Genomic DNA, 17602 nt, shown 5'->3' on the forward strand with positions numbered 1-17602 from the left:
CTTCGAGGCCTGTTTTTGGGCCGAGTTGTTTAGCCTGCCGTTTCCAAGGTTTTTTGTCCCTTTTTTGTGGGGTTTGGTTGTGTTTGGTGGCTGTTTTTCTGGTTGGGTGTTAGTGGTTTTTTGGGTTTTCCTTGTGGGGTTTCTCTTTTTTATGTGTGGATTTGTTGTGTTGTGGTTTTGGCGGTCATGGCGTGGGGGTTTTATACCTGATCTCGTTTCGATCTCAGTAGTTAAGTCCTGTTGCGTTGTGGGTGTGTACTGCGGTGTTTTGCTGTGGGAAGCCCACTTCACTGCCAGACCACACCTCATACTCACTTTTTTTAACAGGAAATTTTATCCATTCAACTGCATGGATTTACATAGATTTATTAACTCAAATGCAGATGCGAAAATGGAGCTGTATTATAATTAACCATCCTTACGATTCTTTTTCTGTCTTACAGTAACAGGTCATCACTTGATCCTGAAAAATTTGTTGAAATACTTCTCCTTTCAATCCTCACCGTACAGGTGGGACTGGGTTCTATCTGGGCATTCGCTGGACACACATTCCTGCAGGATACGATCGCCCGCTACATAGGATGGCCGACTAAAACCCATTTCAGGAGTTTACCTTTGCAAACCTCTCATTTGGTGTCCCGGGTCTTTCATACTGGAAATTTCGATGTTATTCTGGACGGCAACCATAGTGGGGTTTAGCGTATTCTACCCTGGAGCCGCTTATGGACATATCATGGATGCGCTTATGATGGGAAGCTACTCTCCGGGCATACAGGTGCACCACTTCACAGTGATATCGGTGTACCTCTGATACTGATTCTGCTCCTGATTTACCAGAAGAGAACTGCTTTAGAGAATTAATAAAATTATTGTACTGATTTGATTTAGCGGAAAAGGGCTGTTTAAAGAATTAATATTTTACCAGTCGGCGCACCGTGTTTTTTCCCCCACAGGGCATACATGGACATTGACAATTTTTATCATATCAACATCAGCTATGATTTTTCCCTCAACATCATGTGCTATTCTGTGGGCTTCACGGAGTACTAGGTTCCCATCAACCTCGATGTGGATATCAGCTGCAGCATAGGGTCCAAAGTAATTTATACGGACATCATGTATGCCCATGACCCCGTCCACAGATAGGGCTGCTGTCTCAATGTCCCTCATAAGCGCGGGAGATGGAACCGCTCCAAGTATATTGTTGACATTTTCACGGCCAACATCAAAGGCGGTTTTCAGAACAAGCACTGCTATTATCACGGCAACCAGGGGGTCTAGGAACCTAAAACCCAGGTTGGACCCTGCAACACCCACCATTATGGCTATACACGAAAAGATGTCAACCTTCTGGTGCTGGGCATCCGCCACTATTGCGGGGCTGTTTATCCTCTCGCCAATTCTCCTTATATATAGGGTCATGGAAATGTTTGCAACTATACCCGCAGCCGCCATAAGGGCGGCGGTGTAATCTGGAGGTGCCACTTCAATGAAAAGTTTACGGTATGCCTCAGAAACTATCTCATAGGATATGATACCAAGGAATAAAACAACCACAAGCCCAACAAGAGCCTCAGCCCTCCCATGCCCGTAGGGATGCTCCCTGTCAGGTGGTCGCTGCCCTATTCTGAATCCTATGTATGTGATTATTGATGTCATGACGTCGGATAGGGTGTGGGCGGCCTCAGCAACAAGGGCAACACTACCAGAGGACACCCCCACAATGAAATTCAGGGTTGTTAGAATTATGTTGCCACCTATACCCGCAAGAGCTGCGCGCCTTCCAAGGCGCATCCTCTCAACATCATCCACATCAAACACCACACATGGTTTTCAAGCGTTCCATGGCCTCCTCTATAAGCTCATAGGATGTTGCATAGGACATTCTAACATAATCTGAACCTGCACTTCCGAATGCAGATCCAGGGACAACTGCAACACCGGCATCAAGCGCCCCTTCTGTAAAACCCCTGGAGTCACCCACGTGGGGGAACATGTAGAATGCACCGCCTGGAAGAGTGCATTCAAGGCCCATTTCAGTGAGGGACCTGAACATGAGGTCACGCCTTCTTTTGAACTCATCCACCATCTCCTTCACACAGTCCTGGGGGCCCCTGAGGGCTGCAAGGGCAGCAAACTGTGACACGGATGGTGCGCAGGCGGTATTGTACTGGTGAACCTTAAGAAGCTCCTCAATTATATCTTCACGGCCGGCAACGTAACCTATCCTGAGTCCGGTCATGGCATATGTCTTTGAGAAACCATTGATGACCAGGGCGTTATCTGTGAAACGGGCGGGGCTGTAATGTTTTCCATCATAGATGATCTTTTCATAGATTTCATCGGAGATTATGAGTAGATCCCTGTCCTCTGCTATTTCAGCGACGCCCTTAACCTCTTCTTTACCCATAACGCTACCTGTTGGATTGGATGGTGAGTTCATTATTATGACCCTTGTATCGTCTGTGATAAGTGATTCAACCCTTTCAGGGGTCATGGAGAATCCTTCCTCCATACTGAGGGGTACAGGGACACTTATGGCCTCTGCCAGCTTCACACAGGCATCGTATGATAGGAAACCAGGGTCAGGTATCAGTGCGCGCTCCCCCCTATCAAGAAGGGCCTGTGTGCACATGAATATCGCTTCACTGGCGCCAACGGTTACTATTATCGACTCAGGTTCCACATGGACCCGATTTTCTGTTCTGAGTTTCTCTGAGATGGCCTCTCTTAATTCATCCATACCCATGTTTGATGTGTAGTGTGTCAGTCCCTCGTCCACAGCTTCCTTGAGGGCTTCACGCACATGTTCAGGTACATTGAAATCAGGTTCACCTATCCCGAGGTTTATTGTGTCCTCACCTGCAACTTCAAACATTTTCCTTATCTCTGAGAGCCTTATGTCCCTTATTCTTGAAGCAAATTCTGTCATCTTAATCGCCCTTCCTGCTGCCATGAACAGCGATCCATGCATCCATGGCATCCTGACTCCTCACACCATGGTGTTAATCTCTCCTCCTTCATCCTAATGTATTCTTTCATAAGGAAGTCCTTCCTCAGTCCGAGGTTGATATTATCCCATGGGAGAGCATCGCCGGGGTTTCTCCTTCTGCAGTAGAGCTCCCATTCCCTCAGGGGTACCTTTGAAAGGGAAGCACTTTCAATGAGTTTTCCGGTTTCAGGGCCGCCTGTTGAGAGCACATACTGTATGAGCCCACTGCGGGGACTTCCAAATTTAACAGGAATCCCCCCTGTGAGTTTCCTCAGAAGTTTGATCTTCCTCTTCATTTTCCTCATGTCATATTCCATCCACTGGAGGGGGGTGTGTGGTTTGGGGATGAGGGGGTTGATGCTGAAACTTACCATCCCCCTTCTTATTTCATGGAGCCCACGTATGAGGCGCGCCAGATCCTCAAGGTCCGCCTCTGACTCCCCTGGGACCCCTGTAAGGAAGTACATTTTAACACGAAAACCCCTTTTTATAGCATCCTCTGTTTTTTTAAATACCATACTATCGCTTATGGGCTTGTTAAGTTTTCTTCGCAATTTAAGGGTTGATTCTGGCGCCACGGTAACTGTTTTAAGTCCCCCTTCAAGCAGCGTGTCCATGAGGTGGGGTGATAGTGATTCTATTCTGAGTGATGGCATGGAAACCATGAAATCCATATCCACAAGTCTGGAGGAGAGTTCATCTATACGTGAATAGTCAGAGGCAGCAGCACCTATAAGTGAGACTTTACTGTAGCCAGTGGCATTACGGCCCCTCTCTGCGATATCAAGGAGTCTGGTGAGTGATGTCTCACGCTTGGGGCGGTAGAGGTAGCCGGACATGCAGAAACGGCAGCCCCTTGAACACCCCCGTGAAACACCCAGGAGGAATGACCGCCCAAGTGAGGGGACCATCTTTTTATCCTCTGTAACGGGAACTATCTGTCTTACAGGGTGACATGCCCTGTCCATATCCTCAACAATGACCCTCTCTGCAGGGTTGTCAGGAATGTAAACACCCCTTATATCCATGAATTCGTCAATCTCACGGCGAGGATCATCCAGCTCAAGATAACGATCGATTAACCTGTTGAGCACCGGCTCAGCCTCACCTATTATGAATAGATCAATGAAATCTGAGAGTGGAAGGGGGTTGGATGTTATGCAGGGCCCCCCTGCGATTACAAGGGGACCATCACGTTCATCCCTCCTTGGCGAAACACCACCATCCCTCAGCATCTGGAGGACCCTGAAATAGTCCTCCTCGTAGTGCACAGTGAAGCTGATTATATCAAAGTCCCTCAGCGGACTTCCAGATTCAAGGCTTCGTTTGTAGGGGTGTATCGCCCGCTCACACCATGCATCATCCCTTGAATTTATAAGATGGTATATTATATGGTAACCGAGTGAGGACATGGCGGTCCTGTAGGGCCCCGGGTAACAGGATGCGACCCTGACATCAACCATCCGGGGGTTCTTGATGATGACATTGTATTCCCGAAGCTGCATGATCTATAATTTATAAACTCATTGCACTTAAAGTGGCCATAATGAGCCGGGTGTCCGCATAATATAAATTTAACTCTAACATAATTAGGGTATTGGCTTCTGAAGATGATAGGATGAAGGTAAAGAAGTACTCACTTGTTGCTGTTGGAGGAACCTTTGACAGATTTCATAAGGGCCACAGAAGGCTCCTTGATGAGGCATTCCGTGTAGGGCATACCGTGATGATTGGTGTAACATCAGATGAATTTGCCTCGGCAAAGGGAGATGATATAGAACCCTGCAGTGTCAGGATGAAGAATCTTGAGGATTATCTTTCGGATAAGGATACCGAGTACCATATAATGAGGCTGGAGGACCCCTATGGCACCACGGTTACAGATGAACGCTTCGATGCCATAGTGGTAAGCAGGGAGACCGAGCCGGTTGCCCATGAGATAAATGAAATAAGAAAAAGAAAGGGTTTCAGGGAACTTGATATCATAACCATTGACATGGTGCCCGCAGATGATGGTATCCCCATCTCATCCACCAGGATAAGGAGGGGGGAGATAGACAGGATGGGGCATCTGATTGAGAGGATACGCCATGCCATAAAGAGGAAGAGAAATCGGTGAATCCCGGGGTGTTTACATGAGGGTTAATGTGGGATCAACAAATCCTGTTAAGGTTAAGGCCACAGAGAATGTCCTTGGAAAGATATTCGATGAAATTGAGGTCAGGGGTGTTGAGGTTGACTCAGGAGTATCTGATCAGCCAGTGGGTCTTGAGGAGACTGTTGAGGGGGCCATCAACCGTGCAAGAGGGGCTTTCATCAACTGTGAGCTGAGTGTTGGTATAGAGTCCGGGCTTCACAGGGTACCGGGGACAATCACGGGATTTGTGGACCTCCAGTGGTGCGCCATATATGATGGTGATCATGTAACAGTGGGGGTGAGCGCAGGCTTTGAATACCCTCCCAGGGTGGTTGAGGAGGTCCTCTCAGGCAGGGAGGTTGGGGATGTTATGGATGAACTTACAGGTGTGGATGAACTGGGTAGGAAGAGGGGTGCTGTGAGTTTCCTCTCCCATGGGCTGCTTGACCGTGTTGGGAATACAGAGCAGTGCGTCCTCATGGCCATGATACCCCGCATGAACCCCTCACTCTATGGTCTTGAATAGGTGGTGTTTTTCCTGGAAGTCTTTTTCAGAATTAGTATTACTATTCCATAAAAGTCTTGAATAGGTGGTGTTTTTCCTGGAAGTCAATGAAAACGTGAAGATCTTTCTTCTGATGTTGCTCATATTCTTCACGGGCTTCATCCTGAGAGCTGACACGGTTCATCTTGGAGACGTCAATGGGACTGAGAGGGCATATCTCACAGATGATCAGGGCCTCCCATACATGTATGAACTGGACTCCTACTACAACTACCGCATCACAGAGAACTACCTGAAAAACGGTCATCCTGGGGATACACTGAGAGCCGGGATTCCATGGGACTCCTATTCCTATTACCCCCCGGGAAGACCCGCTGTCTATCCACCAGTGATATCATGGGTTTCTATAATGCTCTACAGGCTTCTTGACCCCTTCACAGATATGAGCCTCTATGAGCTCTGCTTCTGGTTGCCGGCTGTTGTGGCACCCTTTGCAGGTACTGTGATGTTCTTCCTCATCAGAAAGTATGCTGGTGACGCTGCAGGGTTCGCTGGGGGTATCCTGATGGTCACAGCACCCCTCTACTTTGCAAGGACCATCCCAGGCTTTTTTGATACAGACATGTTCAACTGTCTGATGCCAGCTTTAATTGTGCTTTTCTACACGGGTGTGGTGGAATCCAGGGATAAATATGGATACATCACTTCCGGGTTACTCTTTGCGGTTTCCATGCTGCTTTTCTCCCTTTCATGGACAGGTTGGCCTTTCATGTTTTATGTTACCCTTGCATCGGCCTTTATTTATTCAATCATATCATGGAGGATGGGAACGCTTGATTTATCATGCATTGAGAGGCTCTTCCTTCCAGTTTTTTTGGCAATTCTTCTAATAGGATTATTCAATGGCCCCCAGCAGCTTTCAGGGATCAACCCCCTTGCCATCCTTGACTCAACATCATCGACCGGGCCATGGCCAGATATCTATGAGTCGGTCTCAGAACTTGGCCATCCCTCAGTTGAGGTGTTCATCTCCGCTGGGGGACCCCTCAACCTGGGGTTCGGTGTTTTCGGGGCTCTTGTGATTATCAGCATCTTTATAAGGGGAGATATGAGGAGGAAACATCTCCCATCATTCAACCCATTCATCCTTACCCTTTCACTGGTATGGATGCTGGCAGGGCTTACCGCATATTATATAAGTGTTCGCTTCGGTATTCTCGCAATAACCCCCCTCACATTCATATCAGGCATATTCATTGGTGTTGTCTTCTCATATATGAGGGCCATCAGCTGCAGATGGAACTTCAGGGTGGATATTCCTGTGATTCTTCTAATGGTCCTCATAATCTCAGTGGCCACCATCGAGGCTGCTGAGATTGGCAGGGTTCCATTTATAAATGATGACTTCGCGGATGCGGCGGATTTTCTGAAGGATGGGACAGGAGAGGGCACCGTTGTTGTGACTGAATGGAGCTATGGCCACTACATCACAGCCGCTGCAGAAAGACCGGTTCTTTTTGATGGGGGATCACAGAATACCCCGAGGGCATACTGGATTTTCAGGGCATTCGAGACAGACAATGAGAGTTTATCTGTTGGGATATTAACGATGCTCACATCGTCAGGGGACTCAGCAGTTTCATTCCTTGAAAACAGGACAGGAAACACGTCACTAACGGTTCAGATACTCAACGATATCCTTGGTGTCGACAGAAGATCTGCGGAGGAAATACTAATCAGAAAGTACGGCCTTGACATGGGGTTTGCAGATAAACTCCTTGGATATACCCATCCAGAGAGAAGGGACTATGTTATTCTAACAACTGAGGGTATGAAGTACATAGGTTACTGGTACCTTTACTATGGCTCATGGAACTTCACCTCAAAGACCCAGAAGCCTCTCTATGAGGTTGCAGATACCGGAAGGTCTGAAATGCTGGAATCGGTTGAGGAGGGCTCATGGAGGGGTAAGAGACCCTACCGTTTCATAATAAAAGACGGAAATTCTGTGAAAAGGGTTAATGTGGATGAATCCAGCAATTTTTCTGTTATATTTCTCCCAGATGAAGGTGAGGCCATAATTATTGATAGGAGATTTGATGATTCCCTATTTGTAAAACTGGTGCTCCTTGAAGAGGAAGGCGAACACTTCAGGAGAATATACAGAAATCGTCATGTAACAATCTGGGGGTTGAGGTGATGTTGGGGAGGGATTTGAGGATTTCCCTTATCCTCATTGCAGTTATATTCTTTCTGGGATTCTTTCTGAGGATGGAAAATGCCTTCTTTGATGATCCTCTGTATACTGATGAAAATGGGCTGCAGTATTTTCAGGAGAGCGATTCCTATTACAATTACCGCCTCACAGAGAACATCGTAACAGGGGGGCACATGGGTGATGCGGTGATTGATGGGATGCCATGGGATCTTCACTCATATTATCCTCCCGGTGTTCCCCTGGATTACCCCCCACTACTCCCCATCATGGCCTCAACTTTATATGCACTGATCAGTGCAGTTGCACCGGTGAGCCTCCGTGAGATCTGCCTTCTCATGCCTGCTTTTACAGCTCCACTTGCAGGAATAATATGTTTTCTCATTGTGAGAAAGTTTTATGGGAACTTCCCTGGATTTGTGGCAGGTATTCTCATTGTCTCGGCCCCATTCTATCTCATTAAAACTGTTTATGGGTTCTATGATACCGACATGCTTGTTATCACAGTTCCCCTAACAACACTACTCTTTCTTGTTGAGGCAGAGTGCAGTGAAAAGAACAGGATTCCCCTATCATCATGCGCGGGATTATTCCTTTTTCTCTTCTCAATCACATGGAGTGGATGGCAGATAATGTTTTACATACTTTTTGCAGCATTTTTGGTTTGTATGGTGGTGTTTAGAAACAGTGAAAACATGAAGGATATTGTGGAGGTCTTCATTCCAGCATTCACTGTTCTTTTTGTTCTTCTGATACTCCTGAACCGGCTTGAACTCATTAAGCTTGTCATGGCACCTCTGAGATTACCTGACCTCATGAATCACTCGTTATGGTACCCCTGGCCTGATTCCTATACCACAGTGGCGGAGCTTCAGCCTGCATCTCCTGATAAAATCCTGAGGTATATATCCCCTGTGCTTATTATTATGGGAGGCTCGGGGATTCCACTCTACCTTATTCGTGGATGTGACAGTGCACCGGAAATTCTGATTATCATAATTTCTCTCTGGGTCCTCACAGGTGTGCTGATGCTCATGAAGGGCGTAAGGTTCATCATGTTCCTTATACCACCACTTTCGATATCTGCGGGGATATTAACAGGTATGGTGACAGAATATTCCTCCACTACCTTTAAAAAGATTAAAATGGTTGCATCTTCTATCATCATGGCGCTGGTTCTGGTCCAGGTTTTCATATCGTGGGGTATGCTTGGAGATTTAAAACCAGGTTATGATGACTACTTCGAGGAATCAGCAAATTGGATAGCTGAGAATACTTCCAGGGATTCAGTTATAGTAACCGAATGGAGTTATGGTCACTTCTATACATCTGAAGCAGATAGGCCTGTTCTATATGACGGCAGACTGGCCTACATTGAGACATTACCAGCCAGGAATTTGTGGTATGGACCATCCATTGACCCGAGGATACCCTTAACTGCAAGGGACTACTGGATCAGCAGGGCCCTCTCATCTGGCAACACGACGCTATCTGTGAATATACTGAGGATGCTTTCCAACTCCGGTGATGAGGCATACCTTCTCATTGAGAACTATACAGGCGACAGCGTAAGGTCCCTCAAAATAATGAGGGAGATTCTTTCCCTCAACAGATCTCAGGCCAGAGAGTTACTGGTGAAGAAATACAGTTTTCATGAGGAGGAGGCACTCAGGGTAGTCAGCAGGACCCATCCTCTCAATTCACGCGAAATAGTCATGGTGATTCCGGATCAGATGATCAGCGAGGTGGCTGTCAGAGTGGATAGAAATTGCACACTTTCAGAGGATATATTCTCCAGGATATGGGTTAGAGGAAACCACATTGAGGAGGAGATCATCAATCCTTCAGGAAAAAGATCACTAGTGGAGATGGATGGTGGAATGTACCTCATGAATAGAAAATACAGGAACTCACTGCTCTTAAGGCTTTTGCTGGGAGTTCATGATGACAGGTTCATGCTGGTTTATGAAAATCCAGAAATAAAGGTTTATGTACTCCAGAATTCTTGAAAAGGCTCAATCAGAGTTGTTGATCGTGGTGTCACGGGCGGTATTTATTGAATACCATTCAGCGTTTATCTGGGCCTCTTCCTCGATCAACAATTCAATCGACTCTTAGATTCCTGCGCCTGTCTGGACGTTTTCCCTGACGTTGTTTATGTCCTGTGCGGCGTTCAGGTTTGTCCTGCTGAAGTATGCTCTGTAGATTAGTAGTGCGACGATTGCTATTACGATTACACCACCGAAGAGCAGTATGTATTCAGCTGCGCCCTGTCCGGCTTCATCTTTCAGGAACTTCATATTTTCACACCTCCCTCTATTTAGTTTAACATACTTGTTATATTGTAACTCCATAATGATAAATGCTTGCCATAAAATAAGCAGGTGGGGGGCTGCTGTCAAGATATTAGTGATAAGGTCTGGCTACCGTGTGGCTCATGGAGCACATGAAGATCTGTATATCGGTATGGGGTCCTGAATGTATCTGCGAGTAGAAAATATGGTTTCGGCGGATTATTCTTTGTTAAATATGAAAAACGTTGGATGGAGCAGATCTTAACACAAAAACCCTCAACACAAAAAATCTGACAAAAATAAAGGCATTTAAAAAAAGGTAATTAGAGTTTGTTGATCGTGGTGTCACGGGCTGTGTTGATTACTTCGCTGATGTTTCCTGCTATTGATCCGGAGATGTTGAAAATGTAGGAGCCTACGGCTATGACTATTACCAGCAGTGCTCCTACGATCAGTATCATTTCAGCGCTTATCTGGGCCTCTTCCTCGATCAACAATTCAATCGACTCTTAGATTCCTGCGCCTGTCTGGACGTTTCCTCTTACGTTGTTTATGTCCTGTGCGGCGTTCAGGTTTGATCTGCTGAAGTATGCTCTGTAGATTAGTAGTGCGACGATTGCTATTACGATTACACCACCGAAGAGCAGTATGTATTCAGCTGCGCCCTGTCCGGCTTCATCTTTCAGGAACTTCATATTTTCACACCTCCATTTATTCACCAGTTCTGGCTTGTTCCATCTTATGTTGTTAACCACTTATAAATTTAGCGGATAACCTTTCCAGTTAAACCATTCATTTCACATCGATATAAATATATTTAAATGGTTTTGTTCATAATATCACAAAGGTGATGTGATGCCGCGGAAGTACAACATTGACAGGGTGATACTTGAAATCCTCCAGGACGGGGATCTGAGCAGGGCAGAGATTGTAGATAGGATAAGGTCCAGGATCGAGTTCAGTGTCACCGATAAGACGATAAATGAGGCCATCTTCAAGCTTCTAAAGGCCAGCAGGATAACCGTCACAGGCTATGACCTCGGCATATACAATGGTGTTGATAGGGTGCAGTCCCTTAAACCTGATGGCATAATATTTGGTCTTGTGCAGAGGGATCCCCTTGAGATGAACCTTTTAATAAGGAAACTTGAATCTGAAAACCTGCATGAATCAGAATCAGCACTTAACAAACTCAAAAAAATCTTCAGAGCTAAAACAGCCGAGATTGGAGTTGACGCAGAGGCCATATTTGGGATGATAGTAAATGAAATACTGTCCCTGGACCCTGACCAGAAACGTATAATGACACAGAAACTTGCCTATGCCCTGAGTGACGAGGATGACGCCCCTGAGCAGCTCAGGCACCTTATAACATACTTTGAGATCAGGGCAGGGAATATGTGATTATCCGCTGTTTACGCCTTCCCTGACATTGTTGAGGTCCGTGGCAACATTAAGAGGATTCGTTGTTTTTATGTACTCTGTATAGATGAGAAGGGTTGCTATCGCAATAACAATCACACCACCAAAGAGAAGTATGTACTCAGCGGCTCCCTGACCGCATTCATCAAAAACTATTATCACTGAAATCCACCCCAATTAATTTATACACCCTTTTATAAAAATCACATTATATAAACTTCACCCTAAAAAACATTATAAATGAATGCGGATAATAAAATATTAATTTAAACCTAGTAATTCCGGGAGCGGGAGGCATTCAATGATATATTTGCTGGTTACATTTGCTGGAATCTTAATGATATTTGCTGGCCTTTACTTCATGTCCCTTGGCTTTGCAACACCGCCGAATATTTTCATGTTCTTTCTGGGGCTCGTTCTATTTGTACCTGGTCTTATAATAACCCTTCTATTTGCAGGAAGAATAGACCTAGGATCTATTAAAGCTTCATCAGAGAAAAAAACCCCTAAAAAGAAGGTTAAACCTGCTAAAAGGGCTCCTGTTAAAAGACAGCCCACATTTAAAGCTCCTGAGGCTGTTGAGGGGGTTTCTGAGAAGAAGGTTGTTGGTGTTGGGCGTTCAACTTTGAAGGCTCCTGAGGCTGTTGAGGGGGCTCCAAAGAGGAGAGTTCCTTCTGTACTTAAAGAAAAACCAGAAAAGGAATCTGAAGGTTCGGAAAAGAGTATTCCTGAGACATCAGCTGGAGCCAAACCGGTCATGCCCAAAACACCTACGAAGGAATCAAGGGATATAAAACCCTCTACTGGGGGGTCATCAGCATCAGAGTCCATCGCTTCAGAGCCGTCAAGGATAGCCCCCGTCAGGAAAATCACTCCCGAAAAGACCATAAGACCCGCTCCCAAAAAGAAGTCTCCTGCAGAAGGGATTTCTAAATCCAGAACCACTGAATCATCCCGTAAAAGGCTGTTCAGCCTTCCAAAACTGAGAAAGGGTAAGGAAGATGTATCTGAAAAGGGCAAGGGTCTACCACCTAAAAAGAAAACACAGAAACCAGTAAAACCCGCCCCGGTCAGAAGAACACCCTCAAAGACAGATAACAGCTACGTGACAGAGAGGCTAAAGAAGCTCAAGCAGGAGTACATAGAAAACGTGGATGATGTTGAGGACCTCCTGGAGGACCGCCTGGATTCATTCAAGGGAGCCATAAACAGAATAAGGGCCGAGACAAGGGAACCGAGCATAATATGGTCATTTGATGCATCAGATGTGCAGGATGCAATGAGGGAAACCATAACTGCTGCTGAAGAAAGCGTTGTCCTCATGTATCCATGGATAAGGAACATAGATGTCTCGGTGCTCAAAAAATTCATGGATACAGAGAGCCGCCTCATAATACAGGAGGCCAGTCTTGATGATGAGGCCTCAGTGGAACTCATAAAGGTCTTAATGGATAATAACGTTGAGATAAGGACCATGCCCCATATACATACTGTTGCAGCGGTTGCAGATGATAAGAATGGCCTTATAATATCAACAGACCCGATATATGAGAGTTTTGAGGTTGGTGTTATCTACAAGGACAAGAAATCCATATCTGAAATTAAAAAACTCTTTGAGGAGGCATGGAATCTTTCAGATGAAATCAACCTGGAGGGAGTATAGTGAAAATTCAGTGGTTTGGACACTCGGCATTTGAGATAACCTCAGATGACACAAGAATACTCATAGACCCGTTCATAAGCAACAACCCTGTCTGCACTACCGCGGTTGAGGAATTTGACCCGGATATCATCTGCGTCACCCATGGTCATGCGGATCACCTAGGTGATGCCATGGAAATAGCCGACAGGTCAGGGGCCGTTTTAGTAGCAAACCATGAACTCTCGGTTTTCTTCGGAAGGCAGGGTCTTGAAAGTAACGGTATGAACATCGGCGGAACTGTTTCTGTTGATGGAATCACCATAAGGATGGTGGATGCAAAGCACTCCTCAGATATAGACTTCACAGAGGAGGTCACATCCGGGGGAAGCGCCTGCGGTTACATCATCGAAACCCCTGAGGGGAAGGTGTACCATGCAGGTGATACAGGACTATTTATGGATATGAGGGATGTTATAGGTGCCATTTACCGGCCTGAAATTGCACTTCTACCGATAGGGGACCGCTACACAATGGGGCCGGAGGATGCATCCATCGCCGTGGAATGGATAAAACCTGAAAGGGTGTTTCCCATGCACTACAACACCTTCCCGGTAATTGAACAGGACCCAGAGATCTTTGCTGAGATGGTAGGTAGAACCTCCCCTGACACAGAGGTCGTTGTCCTTGAGGTTGGGGGAGTCTATGAAGATTAATCATAAAGAAGTGATAAGGATGGCAAATTTTTTCACCAATTTCCTTGATAAACTGCTCGGAAGGAACAAGAAACTGAAGATAGGACTCTACGGTCACCCAAATTCCGGTAAAACAACTCTTGCAAACAGGATGTGTGAGGACTGGCTTGGAAAACCCCTTGGGCTGACCTCGGAGATACCCCACGAGACAAGAACGGTGTATAAACAGGAGAGAATCACCATAGAGAGGGATGGGGCGGAACTTGACTTTGACATCATTGACACGCCGGGAATAGCAACAAAGGTTGACTACAAGAACTTCCTTGAATTTGGATTGTCAGAGCAGGAAGCCAAGGAACGGGCTAAGGAGGCCACCAAGGGGATAATCGAGGCAATAAAATGGCTCGATGATGTTACCGGCGTACTCCTTGTCATGGATTCATCACAGGACCCTCTGACACAGGCGAATATAACAATAATAGGGAACCTTGAGGCGAGGAAGATACCCTTCCTCATAGTTGCAAACAAGATAGACCTTCCTGAGTCATCTCCAGAGAGGATCATATCGGTTTTCCCCCAGCATACGGTTGTCCCTATCTCGGCACTGCACGGTGAAAACACAGAGGACCTTTACATGCAGATGGTTAAAAAATTCAGGTGAGGGGTTAAAATGGATGGCTTGAAAATGGATTTTCTTTCATCAGAGGCTCTTGAGGATAAAAGCAGCATGGAAAAGATCTCAATGATCATAGACCGTGTGAAGGATGGGGACATACTGGTCCTGGAGGGAAGTCTTTCACCCTCAGAGGAGGCTGAACTCATAGAGACCACCATGAGGGAGATTGACATTGAAAACTTTGTGGGAATAGATATATACACCCTTGAGAAGGACGAGAAGGCATTCCTGGGACTCTCAAAGAGAAGGACAGTCGGACTCACCATAATAGGCCCTGCCAACGTCATGCGAACGGTTAAGAGGAAGTCAAACTTCCTCTCAATGATTGCAGAGATCGGTGATTCAGGTGCATCAGTGCATTAAGTGCGGGGAGAAGTTCAGGTCTTCAGAGGAACTAACAGATGGATGTCCAAAATGTGGAAGCAGGTACTTCAGATATGTGGCTGATAGGAGGGACCCTGAACCGGTGGGGGATCCCATTGAGACCATAATGGTCAGGAAGAACGGTATCTATGAGGTTAACCTCACATCTCTCCTTGAGGATGACTCCATAATAGTCTCTGATGAGGAGGGCAAATACTTCATTGACCTGAACTTCCTGCTCAAGAAGAACCTTAAGAGGAGGGTTAAATAACCTAATCTACTGTAACAATATCACCCTTTCCAGGTGGAAGGACCCTTACAATGTCTTCAAGCTGGAATAGATTCTCAGGATCAACCTTTGCCTTTATGGCCTTTGCAAGGGCCTCTTTTTTGGTGTAACCTGGTTTTACCACAACAAAATTATCCGTTCTTTTTTTCACCGCCGATGGGGGACCGCACATCACCCTCTCCCCATCATGGTCCACCACACCAACAGCCACCTTTAGGGGAACACCCCTTATGTAATTCCTGGAACCCCTTATGATGAAGGCCCCCCTGGCAACGAATTCCCCGGACCTGGGAGTCTTTGAAACCTGCTCCGGGCGGACCCAGTAGACATCCAGTGACGTAAACCCCCTGGTCCAGGCACTTGAAAATGAAGCTGCAAAAACCGCGGCTTCCTGAATGGTTTCTTCTGGTACCTCACGGCCCTCACTTTTTATAACCACCGAGGGGGCCCCATGGATGTCTGAGTGGAGGTATATGTCCCTGGGCTCCATGTGCCTCTTCACGACAATCTCGTTGGTTCCGGCGTCCCTTCCACCGATTACAAGGAAATCGTCTGATGAGATGAACCAGCGGAATTTTTCAAACCAGCGGAGTTTCCTCTTAACCCTCTTCTGCGGGACCATGATGTTTCTGAGGGCATCATCCCTTCTCTTCTCAACCCTCTCAATTTCTTTCTCTGTTTTCTCTATGGCCTGGAGGACACCCTTTATTTTTCTTTTGGCTTTCTTGGCCTTTTCATAGTAGACCTCTGCGTTCTCTGGAACCCCAAGCTTCGGGTCAATCCGTATCCTTTCACCGTCAATAAGGAGGGTCATGTTTCCCATTCCATCAATTTCCTGGATCATCTGGGCCTCTGCCATTCCCCTACTGCGGGCATCAGCTATTATCTTCCGTATTTCCTTCCAGGAGTATTTTTCACGGGCGTCCCTTATTGTTCTGAGCACATCCTCAACAGCCGAGTAGTGTGCATAGAGGAGGTCACCCTTTCTTGTTGAGGTATCTATTGTATCCTGGAATTTCTGGAGGGTCTCCCTCTGTATCCGGAGTCTTTTCCTGAATTTCTCAACCTCTTTCTCCCACTCGGCCTCATGGACCTTCCTGAGCTCCTCCCTGAATATTGAACTGAAGAACTCGTCTGCCGCCTCGTTGAAGCTTTCAAAGTACTCCCTCCCCCTGTCACGGTACACCATGAGTTCAATGGGGAGCACGTCGCCTTCACCGTTCTTTATGATGTGGGGGTTGAATTTGAGGTTTCTAAGCGGCTTGAAGAGTTCATTTATTGCAGACTCAATTTTTTCTATCTCATCTCTGTTCAGGGTGCTGGCTGCTCTATTCTTATCTAGACCGGACCTCAGGATGATCTCCTCTGCATAGAGTCCCCCAAACCCGTTTCTTGCAAGGGTCCTTATGAGGTCGGTGTCTGAGTTTTTCAGCATCTCCTCAAGTTCACTACTCTCATATCTGAGGGGGTGTAGACCCCTTGATGGGGGGTACTCGTACCTTTCACGGGACGCTATTCTCCTGTCACTCCAGGTTTTCCTTTTAAGTGGCAGTATTATTTCACCCTCCTGGTTCAGGAGTATTATGTTCCCCTTTGAGAATAGTTCCACCACGAGGGTGTATTTCTGTTCCTTCTCGATTTCTATCTCCACTATCCTGTCAAAGCTGTGCTGCCGGACCTCCCTTACGATTCCACCCCTGAGGTGCTTTCGGAGGAGCATGGGGAATGATGGGGGGATCTTTGGATTTTCAGGGGGATACTCTGTTCTGTGTATCCTTACACCTGCCTGCATAACCACATCAACCCTCCCCTCTCCGGGTACATGGAATCTGATTATTACAGTGTCCCTGAGGGGCTGATAGGCCTTATCCACCCTGGCACCCATTAGAATCTCATTGAGTTCCCTGGTAACTGCAAAAACATCAACGTTTGACATTGTCTTCATATTCAACACCTCGCAAGAAACAGAAGTCCGACGGCTTTAAGTATTTAATGATGGTATAATAATATCTTTCCATGGTTTGATGGAAAAGTTTTAAGACCATCAAGATACGAAAAACTCTCTGGAGGTTTTAATATGGATACTGATGCTAAAATGACTGCTCTTCATGTTCCTGCAGGTATAGTGGCGGCAGTGGTGTCATTTTACCTTTCAAATGGTTCAATAGCAGTTCTTGGAAAAAATCAGGCACTCGGCACCTTCGCGGGTCTTGTGATACTGTTGATTGTTGGAAATATTGCAGAAAGGTTATTCGGTAAGGAAGAGGTTGGGGGATTCAGGGGGTGGCTCTGGAGTGGTATAGTGCCATTTCTCTTCATCTGGTTCGTTGTATGGGCAATCCTCATAACTTCAACCACAATAACCCCATAGATTC

At 46.3% G+C, this 17602-nt stretch carries 21 protein-coding genes and 1 rRNA gene; 14 read left to right on the top strand and 8 right to left on the bottom strand.

From position 1 onward, the window contains the following. The first annotated feature begins 176 nt into the window (after nucleotides 1-176). The 3 genes from rrf (at nucleotide 177) to L5462_RS06710 (ending at nucleotide 811) form a co-directional block, all read left to right on the top strand. Nucleotides 177-299, top strand: a 5S ribosomal RNA gene (gene rrf / locus L5462_RS06705). A 124-nt stretch (nucleotides 300-423) separates the two neighbouring features. Then, on the top strand, nucleotides 424-699 hold the full coding sequence (locus tag L5462_RS09310) for a DUF6790 family protein (RefSeq protein WP_370637044.1): 276 nt from the start codon (nucleotides 424-426) through the stop codon (nucleotides 697-699). After that, nucleotides 665-811, top strand: coding sequence for a DUF6790 family protein (locus tag L5462_RS06710; protein ID WP_237780036.1), 147 nt, complete (start codon nucleotides 665-667; stop codon nucleotides 809-811). The genes L5462_RS09310 and L5462_RS06710 overlap by 35 nt, the downstream gene beginning before the upstream one ends. Before the next feature lie 107 nt (nucleotides 812-918). Here the strand turns inward: L5462_RS06710 and L5462_RS06715 are convergent, their stop codons facing one another. From L5462_RS06715 to L5462_RS06725, 3 genes are read right to left on the bottom strand one after another with little or no spacing between them, the layout of a single operon-like run. Then, a complete protein-coding gene (locus tag L5462_RS06715; RefSeq protein ID WP_237780037.1) occupies nucleotides 919-1812 on the bottom strand; it encodes a cation diffusion facilitator family transporter in 894 nt (297 codons plus the stop codon). Nucleotide 1813: 1 nt separating this feature from the next. After that, entirely contained in the window at nucleotides 1814-2974 is a 1161-nt protein-coding gene (locus L5462_RS06720; protein WP_370637045.1) for a pyridoxal phosphate-dependent aminotransferase, read from the bottom strand. Next, entirely contained in the window at nucleotides 2929-4497 is a 1569-nt protein-coding gene (locus L5462_RS06725; RefSeq protein ID WP_237780038.1) for a radical SAM protein, read from the bottom strand. Before L5462_RS06725 ends, L5462_RS06720 begins: the two co-directional genes overlap by 46 nt. Before the next feature lie 113 nt (nucleotides 4498-4610). On the opposite strand from L5462_RS06725, the gene L5462_RS06730 reads away from it, so the two are divergent. The 4 genes from L5462_RS06730 (at nucleotide 4611) to L5462_RS06745 (ending at nucleotide 9858) form a co-directional block, all read left to right on the top strand. Continuing rightward, nucleotides 4611-5111 (top strand): phosphopantetheine adenylyltransferase, encoded by a 501-nt coding sequence (locus L5462_RS06730; protein WP_237780039.1) that lies wholly within the window; start codon nucleotides 4611-4613, stop codon nucleotides 5109-5111. A gap of 16 nt (nucleotides 5112-5127) precedes the next feature. Next, the gene (gene yjjX / locus L5462_RS06735; protein WP_237780040.1) at nucleotides 5128-5655 is read left to right on the top strand and encodes an inosine/xanthosine triphosphatase; all 528 of its coding nucleotides are present in this window, start codon (nucleotides 5128-5130) and stop codon (nucleotides 5653-5655) included. Between the two features lie 67 nt (nucleotides 5656-5722). Further along, nucleotides 5723-7834 (top strand): dolichyl-diphosphooligosaccharide--protein glycosyltransferase subunit STT3, encoded by a 2112-nt coding sequence (locus L5462_RS06740; RefSeq protein ID WP_237780041.1) that lies wholly within the window; start codon nucleotides 5723-5725, stop codon nucleotides 7832-7834. Further along, nucleotides 7834-9858 carry a dolichyl-diphosphooligosaccharide--protein glycosyltransferase subunit STT3 gene (locus tag L5462_RS06745; protein WP_237780042.1) on the top strand — a complete coding sequence of 675 codons (2025 nt, stop codon included), beginning with the start codon at nucleotides 7834-7836 and terminating at the stop codon, nucleotides 9856-9858. The genes L5462_RS06740 and L5462_RS06745 overlap by 1 nt, the downstream gene beginning before the upstream one ends. A gap of 105 nt (nucleotides 9859-9963) precedes the next feature. On the opposite strand, the gene L5462_RS06750 is transcribed toward L5462_RS06745, so the two are convergent. From L5462_RS06750 to L5462_RS06760, 3 genes are all read right to left on the bottom strand, one after another. Continuing rightward, nucleotides 9964-10149 carry a Flp family type IVb pilin gene (locus tag L5462_RS06750; protein ID WP_237780043.1) on the bottom strand — a complete coding sequence of 62 codons (186 nt, stop codon included), beginning with the start codon at nucleotides 10147-10149 and terminating at the stop codon, nucleotides 9964-9966. 317 nt (nucleotides 10150-10466) lie between these two features. Next, nucleotides 10467-10637, bottom strand: coding sequence for a class III signal peptide-containing protein (locus tag L5462_RS06755; protein ID WP_237780044.1), 171 nt, complete (start codon nucleotides 10635-10637; stop codon nucleotides 10467-10469). A 15-nt stretch (nucleotides 10638-10652) separates the two neighbouring features. Next, the gene (locus L5462_RS06760; protein WP_237780045.1) at nucleotides 10653-10838 is read right to left on the bottom strand and encodes a Flp family type IVb pilin; all 186 of its coding nucleotides are present in this window, start codon (nucleotides 10836-10838) and stop codon (nucleotides 10653-10655) included. A 160-nt stretch (nucleotides 10839-10998) separates the two neighbouring features. Here L5462_RS06760 and L5462_RS06765 point away from each other — a divergent pair, with 160 nt between their 5' ends. After that, nucleotides 10999-11547 (top strand): hypothetical protein, encoded by a 549-nt coding sequence (locus L5462_RS06765; RefSeq protein WP_237780046.1) that lies wholly within the window; start codon nucleotides 10999-11001, stop codon nucleotides 11545-11547. Here the strand turns inward: L5462_RS06765 and L5462_RS06770 are convergent, their stop codons facing one another. Next, the gene (locus L5462_RS06770) at nucleotides 11548-11727 is read right to left on the bottom strand and encodes a class III signal peptide-containing protein (protein WP_237780047.1); all 180 of its coding nucleotides are present in this window, start codon (nucleotides 11725-11727) and stop codon (nucleotides 11548-11550) included. A 175-nt stretch (nucleotides 11728-11902) separates the two neighbouring features. Here L5462_RS06770 and L5462_RS06775 point away from each other — a divergent pair, with 175 nt between their 5' ends. The 5 genes from L5462_RS06775 to L5462_RS06795 are packed head-to-tail and all read left to right on the top strand — an operon-like array spanning nucleotide 11903 to nucleotide 15209. Next, nucleotides 11903-13228: a hypothetical protein gene (locus tag L5462_RS06775; RefSeq protein ID WP_237780048.1), complete on the top strand. Its 1326-nt coding sequence runs from the start codon at nucleotides 11903-11905 to the stop codon at nucleotides 13226-13228. Then, nucleotides 13228-13920: a metal-dependent hydrolase gene (locus L5462_RS06780; RefSeq protein WP_237780049.1), complete on the top strand. Its 693-nt coding sequence runs from the start codon at nucleotides 13228-13230 to the stop codon at nucleotides 13918-13920. Before L5462_RS06775 ends, L5462_RS06780 begins: the two co-directional genes overlap by 1 nt. A 19-nt stretch (nucleotides 13921-13939) precedes the next feature. Beyond that, nucleotides 13940-14560, top strand: coding sequence for an Era-like GTP-binding protein (locus L5462_RS06785; RefSeq protein WP_048176708.1), 621 nt, complete (start codon nucleotides 13940-13942; stop codon nucleotides 14558-14560). Between the two features lie 9 nt (nucleotides 14561-14569). After that, a complete protein-coding gene (locus L5462_RS06790; RefSeq protein WP_013295298.1) occupies nucleotides 14570-14938 on the top strand; it encodes a DUF2073 domain-containing protein in 369 nt (122 codons plus the stop codon). Next, nucleotides 14922-15209: a Zn-ribbon domain-containing protein gene (locus L5462_RS06795; RefSeq protein WP_237780050.1), complete on the top strand. Its 288-nt coding sequence runs from the start codon at nucleotides 14922-14924 to the stop codon at nucleotides 15207-15209. Before L5462_RS06790 ends, L5462_RS06795 begins: the two co-directional genes overlap by 17 nt. Nucleotide 15210: 1 nt before the next feature. Here L5462_RS06795 and rqcH read toward each other — a convergent pair whose 3' ends face one another. Further along, nucleotides 15211-17172, bottom strand: a complete 1962-nt coding sequence (gene rqcH, locus L5462_RS06800) for a ribosome rescue protein RqcH (RefSeq protein ID WP_237780051.1) — start codon at nucleotides 17170-17172, stop codon at nucleotides 15211-15213. Between the two features lie 132 nt (nucleotides 17173-17304). Here rqcH and L5462_RS06805 point away from each other — a divergent pair, with 132 nt between their 5' ends. Further along, nucleotides 17305-17598: a DUF5379 domain-containing protein gene (locus L5462_RS06805; RefSeq protein WP_237780052.1), complete on the top strand. Its 294-nt coding sequence runs from the start codon at nucleotides 17305-17307 to the stop codon at nucleotides 17596-17598. The last annotated feature ends 4 nt before the right edge of the window (nucleotides 17599-17602 follow it).

The sequence above is a fragment of the Methanothermobacter sp. K4 genome, from assembly GCF_022014235.1.
In the GTDB taxonomy this organism is placed as follows: domain Archaea; phylum Methanobacteriota; class Methanobacteria; order Methanobacteriales; family Methanothermobacteraceae; genus Methanothermobacter.